Annotated in this window: 25 protein-coding genes and 3 pseudogenes; 11 read left to right on the forward strand and 17 right to left on the reverse strand. The window is 63.9% G+C overall.

Annotation, left to right across the window (positions count from 1 at the left end; genetic code table 11):
• Window positions 1–10 precede the first annotated feature (10 nt).
• Together AC07VU_RS17600 and AC07VU_RS17605 are read right to left on the reverse strand one after the other, a co-directional pair.
• On the reverse strand, window positions 11–445 hold the full coding sequence (locus AC07VU_RS17600; RefSeq protein WP_274304618.1) for a hypothetical protein: 435 nt from the start codon (window positions 443–445) through the stop codon (window positions 11–13).
• A complete protein-coding gene (locus tag AC07VU_RS17605; RefSeq protein WP_277589597.1) occupies window positions 445–1,197 on the reverse strand; it encodes a hypothetical protein in 753 nt (250 codons plus the stop codon). Before AC07VU_RS17605 ends, AC07VU_RS17600 begins: the two co-directional genes overlap by 1 nt.
• Before the next feature lie 223 nt (window positions 1,198–1,420).
• On the opposite strand from AC07VU_RS17605, the gene AC07VU_RS17610 reads away from it, so the two are divergent.
• The 3 genes from AC07VU_RS17610 (at window position 1,421) to AC07VU_RS17620 (ending at window position 3,720) form a co-directional block, all read left to right on the forward strand.
• Complete coding sequence (locus tag AC07VU_RS17610) at window positions 1,421–2,233, forward strand: MerR family transcriptional regulator (protein ID WP_495030196.1); 813 nt, start codon at window positions 1,421–1,423, stop codon at window positions 2,231–2,233.
• A 107-nt stretch (window positions 2,234–2,340) separates the two neighbouring features.
• A complete protein-coding gene (locus AC07VU_RS17615) occupies window positions 2,341–3,057 on the forward strand; it encodes a purine nucleoside phosphorylase YfiH/LACC1 family protein (protein ID WP_053262632.1) in 717 nt (238 codons plus the stop codon).
• 81 nt (window positions 3,058–3,138) lie between these two features.
• Window positions 3,139–3,720 (forward strand): hypothetical protein, encoded by a 582-nt coding sequence (locus tag AC07VU_RS17620; RefSeq protein WP_495030197.1) that lies wholly within the window; start codon window positions 3,139–3,141, stop codon window positions 3,718–3,720.
• A 9-nt stretch (window positions 3,721–3,729) separates the two neighbouring features.
• Here the strand turns inward: AC07VU_RS17620 and AC07VU_RS17625 are convergent, their stop codons facing one another.
• From AC07VU_RS17625 to AC07VU_RS17645, 5 genes and pseudogenes are all read right to left on the reverse strand, one after another.
• Complete coding sequence (locus AC07VU_RS17625) at window positions 3,730–4,083, reverse strand: gamma-glutamylcyclotransferase family protein (RefSeq protein ID WP_009045601.1); 354 nt, start codon at window positions 4,081–4,083, stop codon at window positions 3,730–3,732.
• 15 nt (window positions 4,084–4,098) lie between these two features.
• Entirely contained in the window at window positions 4,099–5,193 is a 1,095-nt protein-coding gene (gene ddlA / locus AC07VU_RS17630; protein WP_495030198.1) for a D-alanine--D-alanine ligase, read from the reverse strand.
• Window positions 5,194–5,239: 46 nt separating this feature from the next.
• Window positions 5,240–5,719, reverse strand: coding sequence for a GNAT family N-acetyltransferase (locus AC07VU_RS17635; protein WP_495030199.1), 480 nt, complete (start codon window positions 5,717–5,719; stop codon window positions 5,240–5,242).
• Window positions 5,720–5,768: 49 nt separating this feature from the next.
• A pseudogene (locus AC07VU_RS17640) lies at window positions 5,769–5,876 on the reverse strand (lysine transporter LysE); the annotation flags it as partial.
• Window positions 5,877–5,881: 5 nt separating this feature from the next.
• Window positions 5,882–6,028, reverse strand: a complete 147-nt coding sequence (locus AC07VU_RS17645; RefSeq protein ID WP_277589602.1) for a helix-turn-helix domain-containing protein — start codon at window positions 6,026–6,028, stop codon at window positions 5,882–5,884.
• 61 nt (window positions 6,029–6,089) lie between these two features.
• Between AC07VU_RS17645 and AC07VU_RS17650 the strand changes: the two genes are divergently transcribed.
• The 3 genes from AC07VU_RS17650 (at window position 6,090) to AC07VU_RS17660 (ending at window position 7,786) form a co-directional block, all read left to right on the forward strand.
• On the forward strand, window positions 6,090–6,431 hold the full coding sequence (locus tag AC07VU_RS17650) for a DUF190 domain-containing protein (protein ID WP_274304626.1): 342 nt from the start codon (window positions 6,090–6,092) through the stop codon (window positions 6,429–6,431).
• A 67-nt stretch (window positions 6,432–6,498) separates the two neighbouring features.
• The gene (locus tag AC07VU_RS17655) at window positions 6,499–7,308 is read left to right on the forward strand and encodes an AraC family transcriptional regulator (protein WP_274304627.1); all 810 of its coding nucleotides are present in this window, start codon (window positions 6,499–6,501) and stop codon (window positions 7,306–7,308) included.
• 88 nt (window positions 7,309–7,396) lie between these two features.
• Window positions 7,397–7,786, forward strand: coding sequence for a cupin domain-containing protein (locus AC07VU_RS17660; protein ID WP_009045608.1), 390 nt, complete (start codon window positions 7,397–7,399; stop codon window positions 7,784–7,786).
• Window positions 7,787–7,979: 193 nt separating this feature from the next.
• On the opposite strand, the gene AC07VU_RS17665 is transcribed toward AC07VU_RS17660, so the two are convergent.
• The gene (locus AC07VU_RS17665; protein ID WP_274304628.1) at window positions 7,980–9,389 is read right to left on the reverse strand and encodes an MFS transporter; all 1,410 of its coding nucleotides are present in this window, start codon (window positions 9,387–9,389) and stop codon (window positions 7,980–7,982) included.
• Between the two features lie 113 nt (window positions 9,390–9,502).
• Here AC07VU_RS17665 and AC07VU_RS17670 point away from each other — a divergent pair, with 113 nt between their 5' ends.
• Window positions 9,503–10,387, forward strand: coding sequence for a LysR family transcriptional regulator (locus AC07VU_RS17670; protein ID WP_274304629.1), 885 nt, complete (start codon window positions 9,503–9,505; stop codon window positions 10,385–10,387).
• 175 nt (window positions 10,388–10,562) lie between these two features.
• On the opposite strand, the gene AC07VU_RS17675 is transcribed toward AC07VU_RS17670, so the two are convergent.
• Entirely contained in the window at window positions 10,563–11,162 is a 600-nt protein-coding gene (locus AC07VU_RS17675; protein WP_274304630.1) for a flavin reductase family protein, read from the reverse strand.
• A gap of 167 nt (window positions 11,163–11,329) precedes the next feature.
• Here AC07VU_RS17675 and AC07VU_RS17680 point away from each other — a divergent pair, with 167 nt between their 5' ends.
• Window positions 11,330–12,103 (forward strand): SDR family oxidoreductase, encoded by a 774-nt coding sequence (locus tag AC07VU_RS17680; RefSeq protein ID WP_062824608.1) that lies wholly within the window; start codon window positions 11,330–11,332, stop codon window positions 12,101–12,103.
• A 195-nt stretch (window positions 12,104–12,298) separates the two neighbouring features.
• The gene (locus AC07VU_RS17685) at window positions 12,299–13,216 is read left to right on the forward strand and encodes a LysR family transcriptional regulator (RefSeq protein WP_274304631.1); all 918 of its coding nucleotides are present in this window, start codon (window positions 12,299–12,301) and stop codon (window positions 13,214–13,216) included.
• Between the two features lie 38 nt (window positions 13,217–13,254).
• Here AC07VU_RS17685 and AC07VU_RS17690 read toward each other — a convergent pair whose 3' ends face one another.
• The 4 genes and pseudogenes from AC07VU_RS17690 to AC07VU_RS17705 form a co-directional block, all read right to left on the reverse strand.
• Complete coding sequence (locus AC07VU_RS17690; RefSeq protein WP_256583142.1) at window positions 13,255–13,815, reverse strand: methyl-accepting chemotaxis protein; 561 nt, start codon at window positions 13,813–13,815, stop codon at window positions 13,255–13,257.
• Window positions 13,798–14,571, reverse strand: a pseudogene (locus AC07VU_RS17695) (PAS domain-containing protein); the annotation flags it as partial. The pseudogene AC07VU_RS17695 and the gene AC07VU_RS17690, both read right to left, overlap by 18 nt.
• 236 nt (window positions 14,572–14,807) lie before the next feature.
• The gene (locus tag AC07VU_RS17700; RefSeq protein WP_232539795.1) at window positions 14,808–15,239 is read right to left on the reverse strand and encodes a methyl-accepting chemotaxis protein; all 432 of its coding nucleotides are present in this window, start codon (window positions 15,237–15,239) and stop codon (window positions 14,808–14,810) included.
• A 108-nt stretch (window positions 15,240–15,347) separates the two neighbouring features.
• A pseudogene (locus AC07VU_RS17705) lies at window positions 15,348–16,415 on the reverse strand (PAS domain-containing protein); the annotation flags it as partial.
• Here AC07VU_RS17705 and AC07VU_RS17710 point away from each other — a divergent pair.
• A complete protein-coding gene (locus AC07VU_RS17710) occupies window positions 16,339–16,848 on the forward strand; it encodes a RidA family protein (RefSeq protein ID WP_007928830.1) in 510 nt (169 codons plus the stop codon). The pseudogene AC07VU_RS17705 and the gene AC07VU_RS17710 overlap by 77 nt on opposite strands.
• A 5-nt stretch (window positions 16,849–16,853) precedes the next feature.
• Here AC07VU_RS17710 and AC07VU_RS17715 read toward each other — a convergent pair whose 3' ends face one another.
• Window positions 16,854–17,186 carry a DUF2790 domain-containing protein gene (locus tag AC07VU_RS17715; protein WP_007928829.1) on the reverse strand — a complete coding sequence of 111 codons (333 nt, stop codon included), beginning with the start codon at window positions 17,184–17,186 and terminating at the stop codon, window positions 16,854–16,856.
• A 333-nt stretch (window positions 17,187–17,519) separates the two neighbouring features.
• Between AC07VU_RS17715 and AC07VU_RS17720 the strand changes: the two genes are divergently transcribed.
• The gene (locus AC07VU_RS17720) at window positions 17,520–18,848 is read left to right on the forward strand and encodes an OprD family porin (RefSeq protein WP_495030200.1); all 1,329 of its coding nucleotides are present in this window, start codon (window positions 17,520–17,522) and stop codon (window positions 18,846–18,848) included.
• 795 nt (window positions 18,849–19,643) lie between these two features.
• On the opposite strand, the gene AC07VU_RS17725 is transcribed toward AC07VU_RS17720, so the two are convergent.
• The 3 genes from AC07VU_RS17725 to AC07VU_RS17735 all read right to left on the reverse strand — a co-directional run bounded on the left by AC07VU_RS17725 (window position 19,644) and on the right by AC07VU_RS17735 (window position 25,548).
• Window positions 19,644–22,808 (reverse strand): efflux RND transporter permease subunit, encoded by a 3,165-nt coding sequence (locus AC07VU_RS17725; RefSeq protein ID WP_277589606.1) that lies wholly within the window; start codon window positions 22,806–22,808, stop codon window positions 19,644–19,646.
• Between the two features lie 35 nt (window positions 22,809–22,843).
• On the reverse strand, window positions 22,844–24,076 hold the full coding sequence (locus AC07VU_RS17730; protein ID WP_277589607.1) for an efflux RND transporter periplasmic adaptor subunit: 1,233 nt from the start codon (window positions 24,074–24,076) through the stop codon (window positions 22,844–22,846).
• 206 nt (window positions 24,077–24,282) lie between these two features.
• On the reverse strand, window positions 24,283–25,548 hold the full coding sequence (locus tag AC07VU_RS17735) for a TolC family protein (RefSeq protein ID WP_277589608.1): 1,266 nt from the start codon (window positions 25,546–25,548) through the stop codon (window positions 24,283–24,285).
• Window positions 25,549–25,551 lie beyond the last annotated feature (3 nt).

Below are 25,551 nucleotides of genomic sequence, written 5' to 3' on the forward strand. Positions count from 1 at the left end.
CCCCTCGCCCTTAGGGGGTGTTCCTGATCGCGCATAAACTCCAGCCCTTGATGATTTCAGACAGCACAATCATCCCCAGCATCATCAGCGGGTTGTAGTTCGGAAAAAAATACGCGCCGATCAGAAGCACGGAAAAAGACGGCACGACAAACACCAAACGCAAAGGGATTTGCGCAAGCCCCAGCCACTTGGCTTCTTTGCGCTGAAACAGAAACAGGAAAGCGCTGACGACTATCGATAGCTGCAAACCCCAATTGATCATCACCATAACCACAGCAGCGGTTCCATGATCCTTGAGCACTTCAGTCGCCACAGTCAGGTCATCCCAGAACGGAGCCTTGCCCAGCCGTACACTGCTCGTGACGTACCACAACAAATAGAGCACATCGAGCCCGCCCCAAAACTGCCAGATCCGGGTCCGGCTCAGCTTCCTGAAAAAAAACATTACCGCTCCTTTTTGTACTCATAGACAACGTCAGCGGTCACTGGCTGCCAGTGCCAGGAACTCCCAGAGACAGGCCAGCTGTCTGCCCCTTCAATGAAGCGCTGGCTGATATGACGCAACTCGCCATATCGATGAACAGAAGACTGATGTGAAAAATGACGCTCTTCCTCAGTGAGAGGTACCCACTCTTGAATCAAGGTTCGGGAAGTATTCATAAAATCCTTTCCCTCTCCCAAAAACATCCGCCCCTCCTCGCCAAATGAAGTCAGCCGGTTGGCAAAGACCACTAATGAATTCCTGACACCATCGTAATCAATTTTCTTGAGAATCCATTTACCCGGACCGTCTACCTTCTGAGAATCTGTCGCCACCCTCTCCAGCGTGAGCACCTCACCCTGAATCAATGGCAAATCCGAGGCGGGAAGCTGGCGCAAGGTGTAACTCCCCAAAGAGAACGTCCTGCCCGAGAGGCTTGAGTATTTACCAAACGTATCAGCGCTCAGGGGGCTGAAGGGATCATCCGACACCATCAACCAATCACCCGATTCAACTTTTTCCAGAACCTTGCACCGGTCTTGCTCGGTGTAGTTTTGCCCAACTGACAATCCACAAGCCTCAAACAGATCGCACAGTCCCGTTAACCCCTCTGGATCTGCCAGTGCTCGCTTAACCTCATAAAGCGCAAAAAAAGGGCTTTCTATTTGCGTCAGGGAATACCCCTCAACATCTCGATGGCAAACCAGTCGTTTCATGTTCATACCCACATAGAAATACAAAGCGCTAATGCTTCTTCTCAGCACTTGCGCGTTATAGGGTTACAAACAAAACCTGGCTGTCATCCCGCGCCTATTTACCCTCCAGACCTCTCTGAAAGACTCTCGGACACTTAAAAAATACCGTAGAACAGCCTTGAGCTTGCCCTTGGGTAAACCCCTAAAGTGCCGCTTGACCCTCATCACAAAAAAGGACGTTTGCATGCTCACCATCGGTCAAATGGCCCGCTGCCATGGCCTCACCACCAAGACCTTGCGCCACTACGACAGCATCGGTCTGTTCATCCCGTCGCTGACCGGGCAGGACAACTGTTATCGCTATTACAAGCCGGAGCAGATCGGCGTCCTCGGGCGCATTGTCTGGTTGCGGCAGCTGGGCATGGGGCTGGAGGAGATTCGTGGGCTGGCGGACAGCGGTGCGCTGCACAGTGTGTTGAGTCTGCGCCAGGCGTTGCAGGCCCATGCCGGTGAGCTGGAAACCCAGATCGCCCGCAGCCAGAATGTGCTCGGCCAGTTGCAGCGTTATCTGGCGCAGCCCGAACGCAGCCTGCCGGCGCCGCAGACGCCGGTGCGGGTGACGCTGGCGGCGCAGCGCATCATCGGCATGGCCTGGCAGCAGGATGACCAGGGCTCGATTGCCGAGCTGTGGCAGCGCTTCGAGCCACGGGAGCAGGAGATCCAGCGCCTGGCCGAACCGGTCGGCACTTATGGTATTTGCCAGCCCTTGGGCGACGGCCAATGGCGCTACGTCGCCGGGCTGCCGGTCAGCGCCGAGGCGCCCTTGGTGGACGGCATGGTGGAACTGGAAATCCCCGCCCGCCAGTACGCCCGGGTCGAGCATCGGGGCACGGTGCAGACCCTGCCGGAGACCTTCCGCGCCGCCTACAGCGAATGGCTGCCGGCCGCCGGGATGCGGGCCGATGAAGGGGTGGAGTTCGAGTACACCGGGGAGCGCTTTTTCGGGCCGATGCACCCGGACAGCGTGGTCGAACTCTATATCCCGCTGAAAAACTGATGCCGCGATCGGACGAGCTGCCGACCAGTTGACAGGCCTCTGTCAGCAAAAGGACTCATGATCCCGCTATGCTCTGTAGCAGTCCAAGGCAACAGAGCGAAGGTCCGATGAGTTTCCAGGCGCCAGTGTTGAAGCAGATACCGGGCATCCGTCACGAGTTTTCGCGTATCGGGGCAACAAAGCCCGCCAACCTGTTCTTCTGCTCCCAGGCCCACACCGGCGAGGTGGTGGAGGCCAGCACCACCCTGCCGAGCGGCATCATCCGCGGCGACGCGGTGTTCACCCGCACCGGTCGCCCCATTGCGGTGATCACCGCCGACTGCCTGCCGCTGCTGATCAGCAGCGAGGACGCCTCGTGGGTCGCCGCGGTCCATGCCGGCTGGAAAGGCTTGCACGGCGGCATCATCGACAATGTGCTGCAGCACTTCGCCGCCAAGGGCATCGCCGCCCATCAGTTGCGCGTGGCGTTCGGCCCGTCGATCAAGCCTTGCTGCTACGAAGTCAGCCCGGATTTCATTAACACCCTGTCGGCCACCCAAGGCCACCTGTGGTCGCCGGAGCAGACACCCTGGAGCCAGGAGCGCCCCGCGCCACGGCTGCCCCCGGAGATTGCCCCGCCAGCGCCGACCCGGCCGGACTCGCTGTGGTTCGACCTGAGCCTCTATGCCCTGAACCTGTTGCGCGCGGCGGGTATCGATGAGGAGCAGATCGAACACTGCGAGCACTGCACCTACTGTTCCAGCGCGACCCTGGCCAGCTATCGCCGCCGCGGCCACCGGGGCGAGGAGAAGTCCTTCCAGTATTCCTGGATCGGGCGCGCCTGAAACCGCATCTTCAGATTTATCGCGATAGGTCCTTGGCATCGCACCGGGTTAATCTTGCGCGCCCTGTAGACCCACAAAGGAATGATCGTGTCTGACAAGCTCTATGCCCCGCCTCAAGCCCTGCTGGCCACTGCCAGCGACGTGCAGCGCCCTTTCTACGTAGTGTCCAAGACCAAGTTCATGACCCTGTTCATGCTGACCTTCGGCCTCTACCTGCTGTACTGGGCCTACAAGAACTGGCAGCAGTTCAAGCAGGCCAGCGGACAACCCATGTGGCCCATTGCCCGGGCCATGCTCATGCTGTTCTACACCCACGCGCTGTACCGCGAAGCCAATACCCTGATCAAGAAAAACGGCCGTCGCCATGACTGGCTACCGTGGGACCTGGCTTCGCAGTTCGTGGTGATACTGCTGATCAGCCACGGCCTTGATGGCATGTCCAAAAGGCATCCCGACAATCTGTGGCTGGATATCGCCAGCCTGGTGCTGTTGCCGATCCAGGCGCTGGTGACCTTCAAGGGCCAGCGCGGCCTCAACGCCGCCGCCGGTGACCCGCTGGGCGAAAGCAACGCGCGGTTCACCCCGATCAACTATGTGTTCATGGCTCTCGGGGCAACGCTGTGGTGCACGATGCTGTACTACATGGCCACGACTGTGAACTGAGCCCGGGCCTCAAACGCTCACATACACCCACGCCTCGATCCCGGACTGCAGCACCACACTCACGCGCTTGTAGTCCGCCACCTCGTAGCTGTCCGCCGCGGCCAGCTCCTGGGCAGTAATGCGAAACACCGTCCCCGGGATCGGCGCGCTGGCTGCGCTGCCCGGGCGCAGGATCGGGTGATGGGTCTTGCCGCTGGTGGCCAGCACCTGGGGGTCGGTGATCTGCACCCAGGCCTGTTCATACCCCGGCAGCGCGTCCGCGCTGCCCTCCAGCTCGCGACCGAAGTTGGCCAGTTGCACGGCCTTGTCCTGCAAGGTGCCGTAGGAAAACAGGTACTGCGACGCTTCAGTGGCAACGCTCATTGTTCACTCCAGAATTCAGCGGCTGATTTTCAATGCCTGGCGCGCCGCATGGCGCTCCAGCGCCAACTCGATCAGGCGACTGACCAGTTCGCTATAGGTCATGCCCGCGGCCTGCCACAGCTTCGGATACATGCTGATGCGGGTGAAACCGGGCAGCGAATTGATCTCGTTGATCAGCACTTCGCCGCCCTGGGTCAGGAACACATCGACCCGCGCCAGCCCCGAACAGCCCAGCACCTGGAACGCCTCGACCGCCAGGGTGCGAATGCGCTCGCTGACCTCTTCGTTGAGGTCCGCCGGCACCACCACCTGGGCCGCCTGGTCGTCGATGTATTTGCTGTCGTAGGAATAAAAACCGCTGCCGACCACGATTTCCCCACAACCGCTGGCGATCGGCTGGTCGTTGCCCAGCACCGCGCATTCGATCTCGCGACCACTGACCGCCGACTCCACCAAGACCTTTTCATCGAAGCCCAGCGCCAGCTCGATCGCCGCGTGGTATTCCGCCGCGCTGGTGACCTTGCTCACGCCCACGGACGAGCCCTGGTTCGCCGGCTTGACGAACATCGGCAGGCCCAGTTTGCCCTGCGCCAGGGCAAAGTCGGTGCGCGCCGCGGTGGCCCGGTTCAGGGTGATAAAGGGCGTCACCGCCAGGCCGGCATCGCGCAGCAGGCGCTTGCTGATGTCCTTGTCCATGCACACTGCCGAACCCAGCACATCGGAACCCACGAACGGCAGGTCGGCCATGCGCAGCAGGCCCTGCAGGCAGCCGTCTTCGCCGAGGGTGCCGTGGACGATGGGGAAAATCACATCGACGTGGCCCAGCAGTTCCTGGCTGGAGGTTTCCAGCAGTTGCTGACTGGCCTTGCCCGGCACCACGGCCAGTTCGCGGTTGGACCGGTTGAGGGCGATCAGCGCCGGGTTTTCCTGGTTGATCAGGAAGTTCGAGGTGTCGTTGAGGTGCCAGTGGCCGTTCTTGTCGATGCCGATCAGCACCGGCTCGAAGCGTTCGCGATCCAGCGCATCGACGATGTTGCGCGCCGATTGCAGTGACACTTCGTGTTCGGCCGAACGGCCACCAAAAATAATCCCGACCCGCAGCTTGCTCATGGTTTGTTCCCGTTAAAAAAGTGGTTCAGCGCTTGTATCGGACCGCTCAAGCCGGCTGATGTCGCAGGTGAATCAGCGCCACCCGCTGATTCTGTTTGTTCCGGCGCTCTTCGATGGCGAACGGCACGAAACCGAGCTTGGGATACAGCAGCAGGCCCGCCACGTTGTCATTGAAGCAGGACAGGGTCACCTGCGCGGCCTGGTGCTTGTCCCGGGCGATGCGCAGCATTTCGCCGATCAACTGCCCGGCGACCCCGGCGCCACGGGCATCGGGATCGACGATGACATTGCCGATGGTGCAGGTGCCGTGGGTGCCCCATTGGTAGAAGTTGGCGAAACCCAGCACCTGGCCGTCCCGTTCGATCACTGTCGAATCAGAGCGCTGGGCAATGGAGTCGCGCAGTTGCTCGTGAGTCAGCGGCCAGGTGGCCGCCGGGAAAAAGAAAAACAACTCGCCGGGATCCCGGGCAAAACCGCAGATCCGTGGAATATCCCGATCCTGCACGGGGCGAAAAGCAAAGCTCATGTCCTGTCTCCTGACCCTGAAAATCCATGGCGTGCGCCCAGCCCCGGCTTCAGCGATTGGCCACCTGATGGGCGCCGAACAGCAGGTAGCAACTGCCGGCAAAGCGGTCCAGCCATTTGCGTGAACGACTATAGACGGCAGCCATGAGGGGGGACGCTGACGCTACTCCACCTCGGGCTCGTGGATCAACAGGTCGCCCGGCTGACACTCCAGGTATTGGCAGATCGCGTCCAGGGTCGAGAACCGCAGCCCCTTGGACTTGACCTTGCGTCGGGTCCGTATCCCGCCCGGCAGAACGACATTGGACATAGCACTCCCGCCCTACCCCCGGGGCTATGCTGAAAGTAATGGAGGCCATTGGAGAACGCTCATGAACGGTTTCCTGGTGATTTTCTTCACCCAGCAGAATCGCCGCTACCACGGCAAAATGCTGGGGGACTGGCTCGTCGACCTGGCCAATGAACTGGGCCTGCGCGGCGCGACCATGAGCACCGCCATCGAAGGCTTCGGCCACACCGGCCGGCTGCACTCCGCCCACTTTTTCGAACTGGCCGACCAGCCCATCGAGGTCCGCCTGGCACTCACCGAAGAGGAGTCGGCCCGGCTGTTCGAACGCCTGGAGGACGAGGACATTGCGCTGTTCTACATCAAGACGCCGATCGAGTTCGGCACCCTCGGCAAAGAGGCCAAGAAAGCCGACGTGGACGGATGACGCGCTGAAGACAGGTGCGCCCTCCTGGGTTACCGTACGGGCCTGACGTTGTGTCGAGGATAGTTTCATGGGCAAGCCCGCCCCCCGCAAAGACTGGGTCCACCGCGCGCCTCCCGCCCGAGGGCTGGAGCGTATCGAGGCGTTTTTCGCCGGGCATGGCTACGACCTGCACCGTCACGACACCTACGCCATCGGCCGCACGCTGTCCGGCGTGCAGAGTTTCCAGTACCGCGGCGGCTGGCGCCATAACCTGCCGGGCGGGACCATGGTGCTGCATCCGGATGAAGTGCATGACGGCGAAGCCGGCACCCAGGACGGTTTCCATTACCGCATGCTGTATATCGAGCCGGCGCTGATCCAGCAGATCCTCGGCGGCCAGCCGCTGCCCTTCATCAAGAACGGCCTGTCCACCGATCCACGCTTGTTCGCCGCCACCGACACCTTGCTGCGCAGCGTGGACGGCCCGCTGGACCCGCTGGAACAGGAAGACGCGCTGTTCGATCTGGCCCATGCGCTGAATGCCGTGTCCGGCGTTTCCCGGCCGGCGCAGCGCTTCGACTATCAGGCCGCGGAGCGGGCGCGGGAATACATGCACAGCGCCCTGGACCAGAGCATCACCCTCGACGAACTGGCCACCCACAGCGGTCGCGACCGCTGGAGCCTGTCGCGGGACTTCCGCCTGCTGTTCGGCACCAGCCCCTATCGCTACCTCACCATGCGCCGCCTGGACCTGGTCCGGGCGCTGTTGCTGCAAGGCCAGTCGCTGGTCAGCGCGGCGCTGCTGGCCGGTTTCACCGACCAGAGCCACATGACCCGGCAATTCAGCAAGACCTACGGCCTGCCGCCGGCGCGCTGGCTGAAAATGCACGGCCGCTGAACCCCGCCCGGCACGCACAATCGTACAAGAACCGCAGCACCGCGCTGATTACCGTAGAGGCCCGATCACCTCTTTACGGAGCCGCAGCATGAACCCAGCCAACACCACGCCCATCACTTACCAGAGCCTGAATTTCGCCTACAAACTCAGCCTGTTCGACGACCACTGGCAAGCCCGTGTCATCGCCGAAATGAACGACTACCAGTTCAAACTGGTGAAGCTGCAAGGGGACTTCATCTGGCACGACCACCCGCACACCGACGAGACCTTTATCGTCCTCGAAGGCCAACTGCGCATCGACTTTGCCGACGGCCAGGTGACCATCAACCAGGGCGAGATGTTTGTCGTGCCCAAGGGCATGAAGCACAAGCCGTACGCCGAACAGGAGGTCAAGTTGCTGCTGATCGAACCCAAGGGCGTACGCAACACCGGTGAAGAAGGCGGCGAACGCACTGCCGCCAATGATGTGTGGATCTGAGCTCTCACGCTGACTCACCCTGTAGCCGCTGCCGAGCAACGCGAGGCTGCGATCGGCAGCGCAGCGGCCGTAAAGGCGGGCGATGCGTTCCTCTAAGGCAAACCGCATGCGCAGGATTGGCGAGGACTGCGTCCTCGTTCGCAGCCTCGCTTCGCTCGGCAGCGGCTACAGGTGCACTGTCATCTGCTGCCACTCAGCCGCGCTCGGCAGTTGCCGCCAGGCTCTCGGAGCCAGACGCCGGCACCCGCAAACGCAGGGCCAACAGCGCCCCCAGCAGGGCGAGCAAGGCGCTGGCACCTACCGCCTGCTCGATGCCGACGGCCTGTGAGCCGCCCAGCCCGGCGTTGGCCAGGGACACCAGCAGCGCCAGCCCCAGCGCGCCGCCGATCTGCTGGCTGGTGGAAGCAATGCCCGCCGCCACGCCCTGCTCGCCCGGCGCAATGCCCTGCCCGGCCGAAACCCACATGGCGGTCCAGGTCATGCCCTGGCCGATGCTCAGCACCACGATGCCCGGCATCAGGCTCCAGAACCCCGCCCCGTCGGGCAGCGCCACATACACCCCGCCAATGCCCAGTGCGCCCAGGAGCAAGCCGCTGACCAGGGTCGCCCGCAGCCCGAAGCGCAGCAACGAACGTTCGGCCAGCCAGATGCCCACGGTGCACAGCAGCGTCGCCGGCAAAAACGCCACGCCGCTTTGCAGCACGCTGTAGCCGTAGACCTGCTGGAAATACAGGGCGAGGAAGTAGTACTGCACGCCGAAGCTGCTCATGAACAAGGCCGTAAGGAACATCGCCAGGCGCAGCTCGCGATGGGCCAGCAGGCGCAGCGGCATCAGCGGGTCGTGGCCACGCTGTTCGATCCACACGAACACCCCGAGCAGCAACAGCGCCAGCGCCCCGCAGCCCAGGGTCGCCGGGGCGCTCCAGCCCCATTCCGGGCCCTGGACGATGGCGAACACCAACAGCGTGCCGCCCACCGTCACGGTCAAGGCGCCGCTGAGGTCGAAACGCCGGCCACGCTCGCGCTGGCCATCGGCCGGAATCCAGCGCCGGGCCAGCAAGGCACAGGCCCCAGCCAGCGGAACGTTGACCAGAAACACCGCCTCCCAGCCCCACCATTGGGTCAGCACGCCACCGAGCAACGCGCCCAGGGCCAGGCCCGCCGCCGAGGCCGCGCTCCACACCGCGAACGCCCGGTTGCGCGCCGGCCCTTCGGGGTAATGGCTGTTGATCAGCGCCAGCGTCGCCGGGAACAGCATCGCCCCGCCGACACCCTGTACCGCCCGCGCCAGCACCAGCAGCAGTGCGCTGCCGCCCAGGCCGCCGGCCAGCGAAGCCAGGGCGTACAGGCTTTGCCCGACGATATAGAAACGGCGCTTACCCAGCAGGTCGGCCGCCCGACCGCCCAGCAGCAGGAAGCCGCCGAAGGCCACGCTGTAAGCACTGACCACCCATTGCAACTGTTGCGCGGAAAACCCCAGGTGGCTGCCGATCTCCGGCAAGGCGACGAAAACGATAGTCGCGTCCAGGGCGATGATCAGCTGCGCACTGGCCAGCAGGAGCAGCATCCAGCCTGACGGCCTGACTGAAGAGGTGGCGGGCATCACGTCGAGTCCTTGTGTGGAAAATAAAGGGGGATGAATCAAGGACCCTCAGTTTCTTTGATGCCGATTAGATGATAAATACCGTCATTGCTCTTTCAGTGATGACTTTAATCATGGATCTGAATGCCGTTCGTTTGCTGGTCCGGGTCGCCGAGACCCGCAGCTTTACCCGCGCCGCCGGCGATCTGCGGCTGACCCAGTCCGGCCTGTCGCGGGCCATTTCGCGCCTGGAGCAGCAACTGGGCGTGCGCCTGCTGCAACGCAACACCCGCAGCGTCAGCCTGACCCCGGACGGCCAGCTGCTGGTGGAGCGCGCCGCGCCGCTGCTGGCCGAACTGGCGCAGACCGAAAGCCTGCTGCTGGACCGCCGCGACTCGCCCACCGGGCTGCTGAAAATCAGCACGCCGTCGCTGTTCGGACGCAAGGTGGTGATGCCGTTGATCGGACGCCTGACCGAGCAATACCCGGACCTGAGCATCGAGGCGGTGATGACCGATCGCCTGGTGGACATCGTCGACGAAGGCTTCGACGCCATCCTGCGCACCGGCGAGATCCAGGACCAGCGCCTGATCGCCCGGCCGCTGGCGCCGCTGCGTTGGGTCACGGTGGCATCCCCGGCCTACCTGGCGCACCATGGCACGCCGCAGACGGTGGAAGAGCTGCAACAGCACAACTGCCTGACCGTGCGCAATTTGCGCAGCGGGCGCCTGGTGGACTGGCAGTTCATGCGCGACGGCAAGGTGCGCGATGTCAGCGTGCCCAGCCGGCTGATCTTCGATATCGGCGACGCGCTGGTGGACGGTGTGCTGGGGGGCTTCGGCATCGCCCAGTTGATGAACTTCGCCGTCGAGGACGCCCTCGCCGACGGCCGCCTGGTGCCGATCCTGCAGGCCTTCTCCGGACGCAGCCGGGCACTGTCGCTGGTCTACCCGCCGTCGCGCCAGTACTCGCCGAAACTCAAGGTCTTCGCCGACGCCCTGAACACCGTCAGCTGGTAAGCCCGCCTGTAGCCGCTGTCAAGCGAAGCGAGGCTGCGTTCGAGGACGCAGTCCTCGCCAAACCTGCGCACGCGGTTTAGCTGGATGAATGCGGCGCCTGGTTTGGCGACCGCTGCGCGATCGATCGCAACCTCGCGGGCTCGGCAGCGGCTACGGGGGTAGCGGCGCAGGCGGTTCACAAGGCCAGGGTCTTGCCATCCAGCGCATCGCCAATCGTCAGAAAATGCCCGCCCGCCACATGGTGCAGGGTGCGCAAGGCATCGTGCCCGGTGAAATGCCAGCGGCCGTCGCTGAACACTCGCTCATCGGCCTGGGCGGCGATGACCTCGCCGAGGAACAGGTCGTAGCGTTCATGGTTGTGCGGTTCCGGCAGCAACCGGCATTCGAGCCAGGCCACGCAACCCTCGAGCAGCGGTGCGTCGATCAGCTCGCCGGCGAAGGTCGGCAGGCCATAGCGCTCGAACTTGTCGCGGCCCTGGTCGCGATTCAGTTCCAGGCCGGAAGTGGAACCCACGGTCTGCGCGATATCGACCTGGGCGGCGCACGGCACGTTGAGCACGAAAGTGCCGGAGGCTTCCAGCAGTTGCCGGGTCCAGGTGGATTTGTCGAGCACCACGGCGACTTTCGGCGGCTCGAAATCCAGCGGCATGGCCCAGGCCGCGGCCATGATGTTGCGCTGGCCGCCATGGGTGGCGCTGACCAGCACGGTCGGCCCGTGGTTGAGCAGACGGTAGGCCTTGGCCAGCGGAACCGGACGACGATGGGATGGGCTCATGGGTAAGGCTCCAGGAGAAAAACGTCGATTGTAGCGACATCCCGGTCCGGCACCGCAGTCGGGATTGGGCAATTTCCCCGGACAATCCATCCAGATTGACCGGGCTTATCCCTGACTCGCGGCTGCTTAGACTGGGCCTTCACCTCACAGGTTGAAGGAGTTTTTCCATGGCAGACCATTCCTTGAACAATAAAGTGGCGTTGATCGCCGGTGGCGCGAAGAACCTGGGCGGCCTGATCGCCCGGGACCTGGCCGCCCATGGCGTGAAGGCCATCGCCGTGCATTACAACAGCGCCGCCAGCAAGGCCGACGCCGACCGGACCGTGGCGGCGATCAAGAACCTGGGCGTCGATGCCCACGCCTGGCAGGCCGACCTGACCGCCGCCGCGGCCGTGGAGCAACTCTTCAGCGACGCCAAGGCGCGTTTCGGCAAGATCGACATCGCCATCAACACCGTGGGCAAGGTCCTGAAAAAACCCATAGTCGAGATCAGCGAAGCCGAGTACGACGACATGTTCGCGGTCAACTCCAAGAGCGCGTTCTTCTTTATCAAGGAAGCCGGCAAGCACCTGGAGGACCACGGCAAGCTGGTGTCGCTGGTGACCTCGCTGCTCGGCGCCTACACACCGTTCTATGCTGCCTACGGCGGGGCCAAGGCACCGGTGGAACACTTCACCCGCGCCGCCTCCAAGGAATTCGGCGCCCGCGGCATCTCGGTGACCGCCGTGGGCCCTGGGCCGATGGACACGCCATTTTTCTACCCGGCCGAAGGCGCCGACGCCGTGGCTTACCACAAGACCGCCGCGGCGCTGTCCGGCTTCAGCAAGACCGGCCTGACCGACATCAAGGACGTGGTGCCCTTCATCCGTCATCTGGTCACCGACGGCTGGTGGATCACCGGCCAGACCCTGCTGATCAACGGTGGCTACACCACCAAGTGAGGCCCGGCCTTCTGATCGACGGTTGTCATCGACCCGAGTAATCCGCCAAGGGGCGAGGTAGATTGGCGTTTGCGAAAAGCTTGCGTAGGAGCGAGGCTTGCCCGCGATCAGGGGCTGTCTGACACAACGCTATCGCGGGCAAGCCTCGCTCCTACAGAAAATACGCACCACACGCCTCGGAACAACGCCCCATTCATGGATAAGCTCGAGCAGTACCGTGTATTCATCCAGGTGGCTGACATGGGCAGTTTCATCAAGGCCGCGCACGCCCTTGAACTGCCCCGGGCTACCGTCTCGGCAGCGGTACAGCAACTGGAAACCGCCCTCGCCACGCGCCTGTTGCACCGCACCACGCGCCAGGTTCAGCTGACCGCCGACGGCGCGGTCCTGCTGGAGCGCGCGCGCCTGTTGCTGAGCGATGCGGTGGAACTCGAGCAGCTGTTTCACACCCGTCAACTGGACGTCTGTGGCCGGCTCAATATCGACGTGCCCAGCCGCATTGCCCGGCGCCTGATCGCCCCCGCCCTGCCCGAGCTTTTCGCCCGCTACCCCAGCCTGAAGCTGGCGCTGGGCTCCACCGACCGTTCCATTGATCTGGTGCAGGAAGGCGTGGATTGCGCGATCCGCGTCGGCACCCTGCGCGACAGCAGCCTGATCGTCCGGCGCCTGGGCCACCTGGCCCTGATCAATTGCGCCAGCCCCGCCTACCTGGCCCGGCACGGCCAGCCACAAACGCCGGGCGACCTGGCCGACGGTCACTGGATGGTCGGCTACGGCTCCCCCAGCACGGGCCGCGAACTGCCCTGGGAATACCTGGCCGAAGGTCACGAGCTGGAACTGAATTTGCCCAGCCGGGTGATCGTCAACAACGCCGAAAACTACATCGCCTGCTGCAGGGCCGGGCTGGGCCTGATCCAGATCCCGCGCTTCGACGTGCAGTACCTGCTCGACCGGGGCGAACTGATGGAAGTCCTGCCCGGCTTTCGCCCAGCGTCCATGGCGATCTCCGCGCTCTATCCCAATCGCAACCATCGCTCGCGCCGGCTGAACGCCTTTATCGAATGGTTCGAAACCCTGATCGCGCCCCATCTGGAAAACAACCAGCAGGACTGACAGCGGCCCCACCCAGGCGGCTGGCTGCAGCCAGCCCATCAGCCGGACAACTGATGGGCGAACTGGCCGACGGCGCTTACCACCTTCTGCGCGCCGTCCTGGATCTCGACGATCACCGTGCCGGCTTCGGCGGCCAGGCCCAGGCCCTGCTCGGCCTGGGTCTTGCCGTCGGCCATCAGCACCACCGCGTCGCGGGCCATGTCCTGGTTGCGCCGGACCACGCCGACGATCTCGTCGGTGGCCTTGCTGGTGCGCGAGGCCAGTTGCCGGACCTCGTCCGCCACCACCGCGAAGCCGCGCCCCTGGTCACCCGCGCGGGCCGCTTCGATGGCCGCGTTGAGCGCCAGCAGGTTGGTCTGTTCGGCAATGTCGCTGATGGTCTTGACGATGCTGCCGATCACCCGCGACTGCTCGTTCAGCGCCTCGATGCTGTCGCTGGCCTGCTGCATGTGGGTCGCCAGGTCGCGCATCACCTGCACCGCTTCGGTCACCACCGAAGAGCCGCGCTGGGCGCTGCTGTCGGTCTGCTGCGAGATGGTGTAGGCGATCTCCGCGGCGTCGGCGACGGACTGCTCCTGCTTGACCTGCTCGGTGATCACCGTGGCGAATTTCACCACTTTGTAGAGCTTGCCGTTGGCATCGACCACCGGGTTGTACGAGGCATCGAGCCAGACCACGCGGCCGAGACTGTCGATGCGCTTGAAGCGGTCGGCGACGTACTCGCCGGCATTCAGTCGCTCCCAGAACACCTTGTAGGCCGGACTGTTGTACTCCTGCGGCTCGCAGAACAGGCTGTGGTTCTGGCCCAGGATCTGCTCGAGGCTGTAGCCCATGCAGCTCAGGAACCGCTCGTTGGCGGTCAGTACCCGGCCCTTGAGGTCGAACTCGATCACCGCGGTCGAACGCAGCAGGGCCGCGATCAGGTTGTCGTGCTCGCAGGCGGTCTCCACAGTTTCGGTCAGGTCATTGGCGATCAGGGAAAAGGACCTGAGTTTCCGCTCGGTGCTGAAGATCGGCTGCAGGATCACCCTCAGCCAGGCGTCATGACCGTCGCCACGACGCAGACGCAGGGTGTCGTCGAAAGGCTCGCTGCGTGCCAGCGCCGTCATGAAACGCGAGTGCGCCTCTTCGGGCCGGGCATCGTCCGGCAGCAGATTGTCGATGGGCCAGCCCAATAGCGCTTCCTGGGAATACTGCAGGCACTGGGTGAAGTTGCGGTTCGCCACCAGGATCCGGCGCTGCGGATCGAGATGGACACTGAGCAGGGTGCGCTCGAAACCTTCCTTGACCTGCTCGAGCGCACGAAACTCCTCACCCAACGCGAGGAGCTTCTGATTCAAACGTTTATTGAACATGGATACACCGATAGCCTGTGATTGGAGACTGCAGCAGCCTCACCATCGGCGTTGGGAACGCGTTCTTGACGCGCTCAAGGCTCTTTAGGATTTATCTTCCATAGAGACAGGAAACTTCCTAACCGCCCGCGCAGGGCGCGCTGGCGTTGGAGCAGATCGTGGCCGTCGACCTGGCGGCCACTCGGCACCCGACGTCATGGCCTGGAAAAGGCCTGACGCCGGGTCCGGGACAGGACTCAGTTGGACAATTGGCTGGCGAACTGGCCGACGGCGTTCACCACCTTCTGCGCGCCGTCCTGGATCTCGACGATCACCGTGCCGGCTTCGGCGGCCAGGGCCAGGCCCTGCTCGGCCTGGGCCTTGCCATCGGTCATCAGCGCCACGGCCTCGCGCGCCATGTCCTGGTTCTGCCGCACCACACCGACGATTTCGTCGGTGGCCTTGCTGGTGCGCGAGGCCAGTTGCCGGACTTCGTCGGCCACCACGGCAAAGCCGCGTCCCTGTTCACCGGCGCGCGCCGCTTCGATCGCCGCGTTGAGCGCCAGCAGGTTGGTCTGCTCGGCGATGCCGCTGATGGTCTTGACGATGGTGCCGATCACCAGCGACTGCTCGTTCAGCGCCTCGATGCCTTCGCCGGCCTGCTGCATGTGCTTGGCCAGGTCGCGCATCACGCTCACCGCCTCGGTCACCACGGTGGTGCCGCGCTGGGCGCTGTTGTCGGTTTGCAAGGAGGTGCTGTAGGCAATGTTCGCCGCCTCGGCGACGGCCTGCTCCTGGTTCACCTGGTCGGTGATCACGGTGGCGAACTTCACCACCTTGTACAGCCGGTTGTTGGCATCGACCACCGGGTTGTAGGAAGCCTCGAGCCAGACCACGCGGCCGTAGCTGTCGATGCGCTTGAACCGCCCGGCGACGAACTCGCCGGCGTTCAGGCGCTTCCAGAACGCCTGGTACTCGGCGCTGTTGTATTCCTCGGGTTCGCAAAAGGTACGGTGATGCTTGCCCTGGATTTGCGCCAGGCTGTAGCCCATGGCGCTGAGGAAGCGCTCGTTGGCCGCCAGCACGTTGCCGTTGAGGTCGAACTCGATCACCGCCGTGGAGCGGACCAGCGCGCCGATCAGGTTCTCGTGCTCGCGAGAGGCTTCGATGGTGCGGGTCAGGTCGCTGGAGTAGATCGAGAACTGTTTGATCCGCCCCTGGGAATCGCGAACCGGCTGGGAAATCGAGCGCAGCCAGGCTTCCTGGCCATTACCGCGCAGCAGGCGTACCGCGCCGGCAAAATGCTCGCCACGGGTCAGCGTCGCCTTGAAACGGTGGTGGAATTCATCAGTCTTGACGTGGGCCGGCACGATGTCCTCGATGTGACGACCGACCAGTTCGCTGCCCCTGTAGAGCATTTCCTGGTTGAAGTTGTCGTTGGCCGACAAAATGCGTCCATCGGGATCGAGAATCAGCACCAGCATTTCGCTGTCGAGACTGTCCTTCACTTGCTGGAGGCTCGAGAGTTCTTCGCGTAGAGCCAACAGCTCTTGCTTCAAGCTTTTGTTGAACATGGGATGCACCGATGGGCAGTAATAGTGGGCAGCATTGTCTCTAGCCATCGGCGCTTGAGTATTTTTCTGAAGACCCCATAAGACATATCCGACCAAAAAACTTTGAAACGCCTCAGGCCCCGGCCCTGCGGGGCTACGAGCCATGCTCCGGAGCCCGGAAGAAGGGCTATAGTCGTGCTCTGGAAAATCAACGGCAATCGACGGAGTGCAATCTATGGAGGCTTCACGCAAGGCCCTGTTCGACCAGGTGGCGACGCGTCTGGGACACGCTTTCGACGGTGAAATGCGCATCGGCGGCAACTACGTGCCCGCGGTGCAGAACGGCGACGAGGTGTACGTCAGCGGGCAGATCCCACGCATCGACAACACCGTGAAGGTGGTCGGGCGGGTCGGTGGCGATGTTTCGCTGGAAGACGGCCGGTATGCCGCACGTATTTGCACCATGCGTGCCCTGGCGATCCTCGCCCAGTTGCTGGGCGATCTGCAGCGGGTGAAAAAGGTCCTGCGGCTCAACGTCTATGTGCAAAGCGCCGCCGACTTCACCCAGCAGAGCGAAGTCGCCGACGCGGCCTCCGAAGTGCTCTATTCGATCTTTGCCGAGGCCGGGGTGCACACCCGCACGTCCCTCGGGGTCTATCAGCTGCCGAAGAATGCCGCGGTGGAAATCGACATGATCGTAGCCCTCGAACCGCTTCCCGCGCCCCATGAGGACGTTGAGGATTAGGGCCCCTAGCTGCCATTGGTGCGGCACTGGCCCATCACCTGATACTCAACGGTCTTGAGCTGTCCGGCCGAATCCTCATAGGTCATGCGTGACGGCACCGGGTTGCAGGCCTTGGCTGGCGGCGTCACGTTGACCACCTTCTGGATGTCCAGGGGCATGCCGTAGCGATAGTTTTCCACCACCGGCGCCTCCTTGCCCTGCTTCGCCGCGTAGGCCGCCATGGCCTTCTCATTTGCCTGCATGGCGCGGTCGAAGGTGCGGTCGCCGCCGCCCTCGGCCATGGCCAGAGACGAAATGGAAAGTACCAGCGCGGCGATACTCAATTTAAATAACTTCATGACTGTTTCCTCGTTTTGGTTAGTTGCAACGAGGATAACCAGCGGACCCTGTCGGGAAGATCACGGATACATTACTTATATGTAATAAACCCAAGGCCGCTTCTTGCCCTTGAGAAAACCCCATATAAAACAAGGCCCCCAACTAAAACCAAATACAACTTACAATTTTTATCCTTGCAGAATTGTAATAACCGGGTCACCTCCGCGTTATCTGTTGTTTGCAACTATCGACGCTGACTCCAGCCGTTAACCAGACGGTTCGCGAGTACAACTAACAAGAACGCCCCAGGCGACATAACAGCTGATAGCTGCCCATATCCAGGAGCAAACAACATGCGCATTCAAACCCGCTGGTCCCTGTCCGTGTTTTCCGCGGTACTGGGGCTGAGCCCGTTGGCCGTGAACGCGGCAGACGACCAGCCCGAAGGTTTTATCGAAGGCAGCAGCCTCAACGTGCTGGCCCGCAACTACTACTTCAATCGCGACGATCGCAAGGGCCAGTCCAGCCCCACCGGCAACGGCTATTCGGAGGCCTGGGCCCAGGGGCTGATCGGTAAGTTCGAATCCGGCTTTACCCAGGGCACCGTCGGTTTCGGCCTCGATGCCTTTGCCATGTATGGCCTCAAGCTCGACTCCGGCGCCGGCCGCAGTGGTGGTCGCGGGTCGTTCGGCATGCTGCCGGTGGACAGCGACAACCACCCGGCCGACAACTACAGCAAGGTCGGCGGCGCGGCGAAAATGCGCCTGCTCGACACCGTGATCAAGGTCGGCGACGTCTTCCCGAAAACCCCGGTGGTGCATTACGGCGACTCGCGCCTGCTGCCGGAAAGCTTTCGCGGCGCCACCTTCGAGAACACCAGCATCGACGGCCTGAGCCTCCAGGGCGGGCGCCTGCACAGCATGAGCCAGCCCGACAGCAGTAGCCTGCGCGACGGTTTCGCCACCTTCTATGCCGGCAAGGTCGACTCGCCGTGGGTCGCCTACTTCGGCGGCGACTACAGCCTGAACAAGCACCTCAGCTTCAGCCTCTACAGCAGCCGCCTGAAGGACGCCTGGGACCAGTACTACTTCGGCACCGCGGCGACCTGGCCGATCTCGGACCAGTTCTCGCTGTTCGCCGGATTCAACTATTACAAGGCGGTGGACGAGGGCAAGAAACTGCTCGGCGAGTTCGACAACGACATCTGGAGCGCCAAGATCGGCGCCACCTATGGCGCCCACACCTTGTCCCTGTCGCACCAGCGCAACAATGGCGACGACGACTTCGACTACCTGCGCCAGTCGGACTCGATCTTCCTCGACAACTCGATCCAGTACAGCGACTTCAACTCGCCGAAGGAACGTTCGTGGATGGTCCGCTACGACCTCGACATGCAACCCCTGGGTATCCCCGGCCTGTCGTTCATGACCCGCTATGGCAAAGGCAGCGACGCCGACTACAGCAATGCCAACGCGGTGTACATGCGCCGCGACGCGGACGGCAATCCGCTGACCGACCAGCGCCGCTGGGAACGCGATATCGAAGCCAAGTACGTGGTGCAGGGCGGCACCCTCAAGGACCTGTCGCTGCGCATCCGCCAGGCCACCGTGCGCTCCAGCAGCTTCGAATCCGACCTGGAGGAATTCCGCCTGATCGTCGAATACCCGCTGGCCATTCTCTGAGCCCTTGCGCCGGGCGGGTGAGAGGCCCGCCCGACGTTAAAACTTCTTCACAGACGCCTGTCTTTCAGAACTGTAATATCGCCCTCACCTTCTCGTCAGGTTGGCCTTCGTATACTTGCCCGCATGCCCGAGCCGACAGCGCTTCGCTGGCGGCCAGCCACTTGCGGGAGATCATGTCTTGAAGCCTGCCCACCTGACTCCGCCTGGCCAGCCCAGCGCGCTTCCCAGCGATAACAGCAGCGAACGCGCCCGGCATGCCCTGGAACAATTCTGGCTCGGCCAGCAACAGCACAACGGCGAAAACAACCACAACGGCGCAACCGGCGCCGCCCCTCACAGAACCGCAGGGCCCCAGGCATGCACAGCCTCCCGCTGACGCCGGCCCACCCCGAGCACATTCATCTCTGAAGCGTTTTTTTCGAATGCTCCTTTGGAAAGAGATGAATTTTTAGCGTCCCGCATGGGGCGCTTTTTTTTTGCCCCCACGCCCCCCCTCTGTAGCCGCTGCCGAGCCCGCGAGGCTGCGATCGACTGCGAAGCAGGCGCCGCTTCTGAAATCGCAGGAGGTCCTGCGGACCTTTCGCAGCCTGCGGCAGCGGCTACACATCGGCCTGTAGCCGCTGCCGAGCCCGCGAGGCTGCGATCGACCGCAAAGCGGGCGCAGCTCTTGGAATCGCAAGAGGTCCTGCGGACCTTTCGCAGCCTGCGGCAGCGGCTATAGGGTGCGTGCCCTCGGGATAAACAAAACCCCGCCTGCGCATGACGCAGGCGGGGTTGGTTGACGCCGGTCGCGGGTCAGTCGTTTAGCAGGTCCTGCAGTTCCTGTTCTTCTTCCTTGCGGTGCGCCCAGTGGTACAGCGCCGGCAGCACCAGCAGGGTCAGGGCGGTGGAGGAGATGATGCCGCCGATGACCACGGTGGCCAGCGGCCGTTGCACTTCGGCGCCGGTGCCGGTGGCCAGGGCCATGGGGATGAACCCCAGCGACGCCACCAGCGCGGTCATCAGTACCGGGCGCAGGCGGGTCAGCGCGCCTTCGTTGACCGCCGCGGCGAGCATCCGTCCTTCTTCGCGCAGGTTGCGGATAAAGGCGATCATCACCAGGCCGTTGAGCACCGCCACCCCCGACAGCGCGATGAAGCCCACCCCCGCCGAGATCGACAGCGGGATATCGCGCAGCCACAGGGCCATGATCCCACCGGTCAGGGCGAAGGGAATCCCGGTGAACACCAGCAGCCCGTCCTTGAGGTTGTTGAACATCATGAACAGCAGGCCGAACACCAGCAGCAGCGCCACCGGCACTACGATCTCCAGGCGCTTGGAGGCTTCCTGCAACTGTTCGAACTGGCCGCCCCAGGTGATCCAGTAGCCGGTCGGGATCTGCACCTGATCGCCAATGGCCCGGGTCGCCTCTTCGACGAAGGAACCCATGTCGCGCCCACGCACGTTGGCGCTAACGATCACCAGGCGCTTGCCGTTCTCGCGGCTGACCTGCGCCGGGCCGAGCACCAGGTCGACGCTGGCGACTTCCGAGAGGGCGATGAAACCCAGTTGCCCGTTGACGCTGCCCGCGGCCGCCGCCACCGGAATCAGCAGGCGCGACAGCCCGTCGATATCGGTGCGCAGGCTGTCAGACATGCGCACCAGCATGTCGAAGCGCCGGTCGCCCTCATACAAAATGCCCGCCTTGCGCCCGCCCACGGCAATCGCCACGGCGTCCTGCACATCGCCGACGTTGAGGCCGAAACGCGCGGCCTTGTCGCGGTCGACATTCACCGTCAGCACCGGCAGGCCGGTGGTCTGCTGCACCTTCACTTCGGCGGCGCCGTCAATCTTCTGCAAGGTCTGCGAAATCTCTTCGGCGGTCTTGTTCAGCACCTCCATGTCATCGCCGAAGACCTTCACCGCGACATCGCTGCGCACCCCGGAAATCAGCTCGTTGAAGCGCAGCTGGATCGGTTGCGACAGCTCGTAGACGTTGCCCGGCAGGCTGTTGCTGACCCGTTCGATGTCGGCAATGATCGCCTCGCGCGACTTGCCCGGGTCCGGCCATTGCGCCTTGGGCTTGAGCATCAGGTAGGCATCGGAAATGTTCGGCGGCATCACGTCCGAAGCGATCTCGGCGGTGCCGGTACGGGCGAACACCCGCTCGATTTCCGGGATCTGCGCCAGCAGGGTTTTCTCCAGGGTCTTCTGCATTTCCACCGACTGAGTGAGGCTGGCGTCGGGCACGCGCATCGCCTGCTGGGCGAAGTCGCCCTCGCTGAGGCTGGGGATGAATTCACTGCCCATGCGACTGGCCACCAGGCCCGAGACCAGCACGCTGAGAACGGCCAGGGCAAAGGCCAGGGAACGGTGGCTCATCACCCAGCGCAGCACCGGTTCGTAACCCCGGCGGGCGCCGCGCATGACGAAGTTTTCTTCCTCCTTGACCTTGCCGGTGACGAACAGCGCGATCGCCGCCGGGACGAACGTCACCGAGAGGATCATCGCCCCCAGAAGGGCTATCACCACGGTGAAGGCCATCGGGTGGAACATCTTCCCGGCCACCCCGGACAGGGCAAAGATCGGCAGATACACCACCATGATGATCAGTTGCCCATAGATCAGCGCCCGTCGCGCTTCCTTGGCCGCGGCGAAGACTTCGTGCAGGCGTTCGGAGCGAGTGAGCATGCGCCCGTGATGCTGCTGGGCATGGGCCAGGCGGCGGATGGCGTTCTCGACGATGACCACCGCGCCGTCGACGATGATGCCGAAGTCCAGCGCGCCGAGGCTCATCAGGTTGGCGCTGACCTTGTTGGTGAACATGCCGGTGAAGGTGAACAGCATGGCCAGCGGAATCACCATGGCGGTGATCAGCGCGGCGCGGATATTGCCCAGGAACAGGAACAGAATGGCGATGACCAGCAGCGCGCCTTCGATGAGGTTTTTCTTCACCGTGGCCACGGCCTTGTCCACCAGGTTGGTGCGGTCGTACACAGTGACTGCGGTCACGCCCTTGGGCAGCGAGCGATTGATCTCGGCGAGTTTTTCCGCCACCACCCGGGACACTGTGCGGCTGTTTTCCCCCACCAGCATGAACACCGTGCCGAGCACCACTTCGCGGCCGTTCTCGGTGGCCGCGCCGGTGCGCAGCTCACGACCGATGTCCACGGTGGCCACGTTGCTGACGCGGATCGGCGTGCCGTCCACGGTGTTGATCACGATGTTGGCGATGTCCTCGATGGACTTCACCTGTCCCGGCGCGCGGATCAGCAACTGCTGGCCGTTGCGCTCGATATATCCGGCACCGACGTTGGCGTTGTTGCGCTCCAGGGCGGTCATCAGGTCGCTCAGGGTCAGGTTGTAGGCCGCCAGGCGCCTGGGGTCCGGGGCGATCTGATAGAGCTTGGCGAAGCCGCCGATGGTGTTGATCTCGGCCACCCCCGGCACGTTGCGCAGTTGCGGGGCGATGACCCAGTCCTGGATCACCCGCAGGTCGGTTGGCGTATAGGCCGTGCCGTCCTCCTTGAGCGCGCCCGGCTCGGCTTCCACCGTCCAGAAGAAGATCTCGCCGAGGCCGGTTGAGATCGGCCCCATGCTCGCCTCCACGCCTTCGGGCAGCTGTTCGCGGGCCACCTGCAGGCGCTCGTTGACCAGTTGCCGGGCGAAGTACAGGTCGGTGCCTTCCTTGAAGATCACCGTCACCTGGGACAGGCCCGAGCGCGAAGTCGAACGGGTCTGCTCCAGGCCCGGCAGGCCGGCCATGGCCACTTCCACCGGGTAGGTGATGCGCTGCTCGGTTTCCAGCGGCGAGTAGCCGGGCATGCTGGCGTTGACCTGGACCTGCACGTTAGTGATGTCCGGCACCGCGTCGATCGGCAGTTTCTGGTAGCTGCCGATGCCCACGGCGGCCATCAGCAGCACCGCCAGCAGCACGATGATGCGCTGCTCGATGGCGAATTGAATGATGCGTTCAAACATGGGAAGTCACTCTCCAGGGAAACACTCAGTGCGGATCAATGGCCGTGCTCGGCCGAGCCCTTGCCCAGTTCGGACTTGAGGATGAAGCTGCCGGTGGTCGCCACCTGGGCCCCGGCGCGCAAGCCTTCGCGGATCTCGACGAAGCCGCCTTCGCTGCCGCCCAGCACCACGGGGGTGGCCTGGAAACCGTCGGCGACGCGCACGAACACCGCAGGCTTGTCTTCCACGGTCTGGACCGCGCTCTGCGGCACGGTCACCCCGGCCTGGTAGGTGTCGGTCGCCACCTGCACCGAGACGAACAACCCCGGCCGCCAGACATCGTCCGGGTTGGGCACCGTGACCCGCACCGTGGCGGTCCGGGTCTGCTCGCCCAGCAGGCTGCCGACATAGGCCACCGTGCCCTGCACCTGGGTGCCCAGTTCCGTGGATTGCACCCGGACCGGCTTGCCGACCCGGACCTTGTTCAGGTCCTTGGGAAACACGCCGAAAGTGACCCAGACCCGGGACAGGTCGGACAGGGTGAAGGCGGCGCTGGTCTCGCCCACCACCTCGCCGACGCTCAGGTGTTTTTCCACCACCACACCGTCGAACGGCGCACGCATTTCATAGCGGTTGCCGCCCGCCAGCACCGCGCTGCCACTCAGGGCGTTCATCTTTTGCCGGGCGTTGTTCAGGGCGATTTCGGCTTCCTGCAGGGTCTGGCGCGCCAGCAGGTAATCCTGCTCGGCGGAGATCTGGTCGACCCACAACTGGCGCTCGCGCTGGAAGGTGGTGCGTGCCAGCTCGACCCGGCGCTCGGCGGCGGCCAGTTCGCTGCGCTGGTCAGAGATCTGCTGGCTGGCGATCACCGCCAGCAGCTCGCCCTTCTTCACCGTCTGGCCGAGATTGACCGCCACCGACTCCACCACCCCGGCCGCGCGCGGCACGATGTGCGAGGTGCGGTCCTCGTCGAAGCGGATCTCCCCCGGCAGCGTCAGCAAGCTGCTGAGATCCCGCGGTGCGGCCTCGGCCAGCTGGATGTCGGCGGCCTTGATCTGCTCGGCGCTGAGTTCGACCTTGCCCTCTTCCTCGGCATGCCCCTCAGCTTCCGCTTGCCCCTCTTCGCCCTCCTGATGCGCCTCGCCGTCCTTGTGCGTGTCCGCCTTGGCCGCGGGTTTCGCCTGCGCGGCCACCGGCGCCGCCTGGAACAGCTCCTGCCACATCAACCCGGCCACGCCGAGCGCGATCGCCACGGCCAACGCCAAGGCTGTGCTTCGTTTCTTGTCCATGCATGCTCCTGAAAAAATCGACTCGACGCGCCAACCGGCAACAGCGACGCGTCATGAGGTCTGTGGAAAAAAGAAATCGCCAAGCGCCCGATGCAGCTCATGCAGACACCAATGAGATGGGCTCTCCTCGACCCGGCTCGGCAGCGGCACGCTGCAATCGGTGACCAGCAGCGCGCCCAGGCCCAACAGGACGAACAACGCGGTTCTCACAGCGTGCGATCGGGGCCGGCGAGATCGCCGTAGATGCGCTCGATGCGCACCCAGGCGTCGGTGGACTGGGCCACGGCGGCGATGTACTGGGTGCGGGCGCTGATCAGCGTGCGCTGGGCGTCGAGCACCTCGATGAAGTTGAACTTGCCCATCTCGAAGCCACGGGTCGCAGTGTCCACGGCGTTTTGCGCGGCCGGCAGGATCACCTGGTTGAACGACTGCACTTCGTTGCTGGCGGTGCTCCACTGATCCAGGGCCTGACGGGTTTCAGTGCGCAGGCGCAGCTCCGCGGCGTTGCGCAGGTCCCGGGCCTGATCGGCGCGCCGCGCCGCCGACAGCACGTTGCCCTGGTTGCGGTTGAACAGCGGAATCGGCATCGACACCCCGACCAGGTTGACCCGCTCGCGCACGCTGGCGTCGTACTGGCTGCCCACGCTGATATCGAGGTCGGGAATACGCTGGGCCTTTTCCAGCCCCAGGGAGGCTTCGCGCTGCACCACCTGCATTTCGGCCAGGCGCAGTTCGGTGGTCTGTTGCAGGCGCGCCAGCAATTGCGCCGAAGGCGGTAGCGACGGCAGCCCGCTGGCCGGCTCCGCGACGGCGCTGAAGTCGGTGCTGGCGGCCCCGGTCACGGTCGCCAACTGGCGATAGGCGTTGGCCCGGTCCATCTCGGCGCGGCTCAGCTCCAGGCGCACTTCCGAGAGCTGGACCTGAGCGCGGGTGGCCTCCACGGGCGAGGCCTTGCCGGCGCTCACCCGGCCCTTGGCCACCGTCAGCCCGCGCTCGGCCAGGGCCAGGGAGCGGCCGGCCAGATCGCTGCGCTCCTGGGCACGCAAGGCGCCGTAGAAGGCGGCGATCACATCGGCGCGCAGCTGGTTGCGCTGGCGTTCCAGCTCCAGCGCCGCGGCGTCCTGGGCACGGCTGGCGACATCGATGCGCGCGCCGCGCTTGCCGCCCAGTTCCAGAGTCTGGCTGAGCTTGACGGTGGTGGTGCGCGAGCTGCGGCGGGTGTCTTCGGCGTCCCAGGACAACACCGGATTGGGGATCAACCCGGCCTGCTGGCGGCCACCCTGGGCGATGTCGATTTCCCAGCGCGCCGCCGCCAGTTCGGGGTTGTTGGCAAAAGCACTTGCCAGGGCGTTGTCGAGGTTCAGCACCCGGCTCTCGGCCGCCGCGGCGTCCTGCTGCGCGGCACTGGCCAACAACAGGACGCCGGACAATGCCCCGACTATCCAGGCAAGTTTTTTAATGGAGGTTGGCATAAC

The organism is Pseudomonas sp. GW821-FHT02B10, from assembly GCF_059421865.1.

What these genes read in the sequence shown, in the direction of transcription:
- AC07VU_RS17600 (WP_274304618.1), bottom strand. Translation starts at nt 445, where the DNA reads ATGTTTTTTTTCAGGAAGCTGAGCCGGACCCGGATCTGGCAGTTTTGG.
- AC07VU_RS17605 (WP_277589597.1), bottom strand. Translation starts at nt 1,197, where the DNA reads ATGAAACGACTGGTTTGCCATCGAGATGTTGAGGGGTATTCCCTGACG.
- AC07VU_RS17610 (WP_495030196.1), top strand. Translation starts at nt 1,421, where the DNA reads ATGCTCACCATCGGTCAAATGGCCCGCTGCCATGGCCTCACCACCAAG.
- AC07VU_RS17615 (WP_053262632.1), top strand. Translation starts at nt 2,341, where the DNA reads ATGAGTTTCCAGGCGCCAGTGTTGAAGCAGATACCGGGCATCCGTCAC.
- AC07VU_RS17620 (WP_495030197.1), top strand. Translation starts at nt 3,139, where the DNA reads ATGATCGTGTCTGACAAGCTCTATGCCCCGCCTCAAGCCCTGCTGGCC.
- AC07VU_RS17625 (WP_009045601.1), bottom strand. Translation starts at nt 4,083, where the DNA reads ATGAGCGTTGCCACTGAAGCGTCGCAGTACCTGTTTTCCTACGGCACC.
- ddlA (WP_495030198.1), bottom strand. Translation starts at nt 5,193, where the DNA reads ATGAGCAAGCTGCGGGTCGGGATTATTTTTGGTGGCCGTTCGGCCGAA.
- AC07VU_RS17635 (WP_495030199.1), bottom strand. Translation starts at nt 5,719, where the DNA reads ATGAGCTTTGCTTTTCGCCCCGTGCAGGATCGGGATATTCCACGGATC.
- AC07VU_RS17645 (WP_277589602.1), bottom strand. Translation starts at nt 6,028, where the DNA reads ATGTCCAATGTCGTTCTGCCGGGCGGGATACGGACCCGACGCAAGGTC.
- AC07VU_RS17650 (WP_274304626.1), top strand. Translation starts at nt 6,090, where the DNA reads ATGAACGGTTTCCTGGTGATTTTCTTCACCCAGCAGAATCGCCGCTAC.
- AC07VU_RS17655 (WP_274304627.1), top strand. Translation starts at nt 6,499, where the DNA reads ATGGGCAAGCCCGCCCCCCGCAAAGACTGGGTCCACCGCGCGCCTCCC.
- AC07VU_RS17660 (WP_009045608.1), top strand. Translation starts at nt 7,397, where the DNA reads ATGAACCCAGCCAACACCACGCCCATCACTTACCAGAGCCTGAATTTC.
- AC07VU_RS17665 (WP_274304628.1), bottom strand. Translation starts at nt 9,389, where the DNA reads ATGCCCGCCACCTCTTCAGTCAGGCCGTCAGGCTGGATGCTGCTCCTG.
- AC07VU_RS17670 (WP_274304629.1), top strand. Translation starts at nt 9,503, where the DNA reads ATGGATCTGAATGCCGTTCGTTTGCTGGTCCGGGTCGCCGAGACCCGC.
- AC07VU_RS17675 (WP_274304630.1), bottom strand. Translation starts at nt 11,162, where the DNA reads ATGAGCCCATCCCATCGTCGTCCGGTTCCGCTGGCCAAGGCCTACCGT.
- AC07VU_RS17680 (WP_062824608.1), top strand. Translation starts at nt 11,330, where the DNA reads ATGGCAGACCATTCCTTGAACAATAAAGTGGCGTTGATCGCCGGTGGC.
- AC07VU_RS17685 (WP_274304631.1), top strand. Translation starts at nt 12,299, where the DNA reads ATGGATAAGCTCGAGCAGTACCGTGTATTCATCCAGGTGGCTGACATG.
- AC07VU_RS17700 (WP_232539795.1), bottom strand. Translation starts at nt 15,239, where the DNA reads ATGCGCGACCTGGCCAAGCACATGCAGCAGGCCGGCGAAGGCATCGAG.
- AC07VU_RS17710 (WP_007928830.1), top strand. Translation starts at nt 16,339, where the DNA reads ATGGAGGCTTCACGCAAGGCCCTGTTCGACCAGGTGGCGACGCGTCTG.
- AC07VU_RS17715 (WP_007928829.1), bottom strand. Translation starts at nt 17,186, where the DNA reads ATGAAGTTATTTAAATTGAGTATCGCCGCGCTGGTACTTTCCATTTCG.
- AC07VU_RS17720 (WP_495030200.1), top strand. Translation starts at nt 17,520, where the DNA reads ATGCGCATTCAAACCCGCTGGTCCCTGTCCGTGTTTTCCGCGGTACTG.
- AC07VU_RS17725 (WP_277589606.1), bottom strand. Translation starts at nt 22,808, where the DNA reads ATGTTTGAACGCATCATTCAATTCGCCATCGAGCAGCGCATCATCGTG.
- AC07VU_RS17730 (WP_277589607.1), bottom strand. Translation starts at nt 24,076, where the DNA reads ATGGACAAGAAACGAAGCACAGCCTTGGCGTTGGCCGTGGCGATCGCG.
- AC07VU_RS17735 (WP_277589608.1), bottom strand. Translation starts at nt 25,548, where the DNA reads ATGCCAACCTCCATTAAAAAACTTGCCTGGATAGTCGGGGCATTGTCC.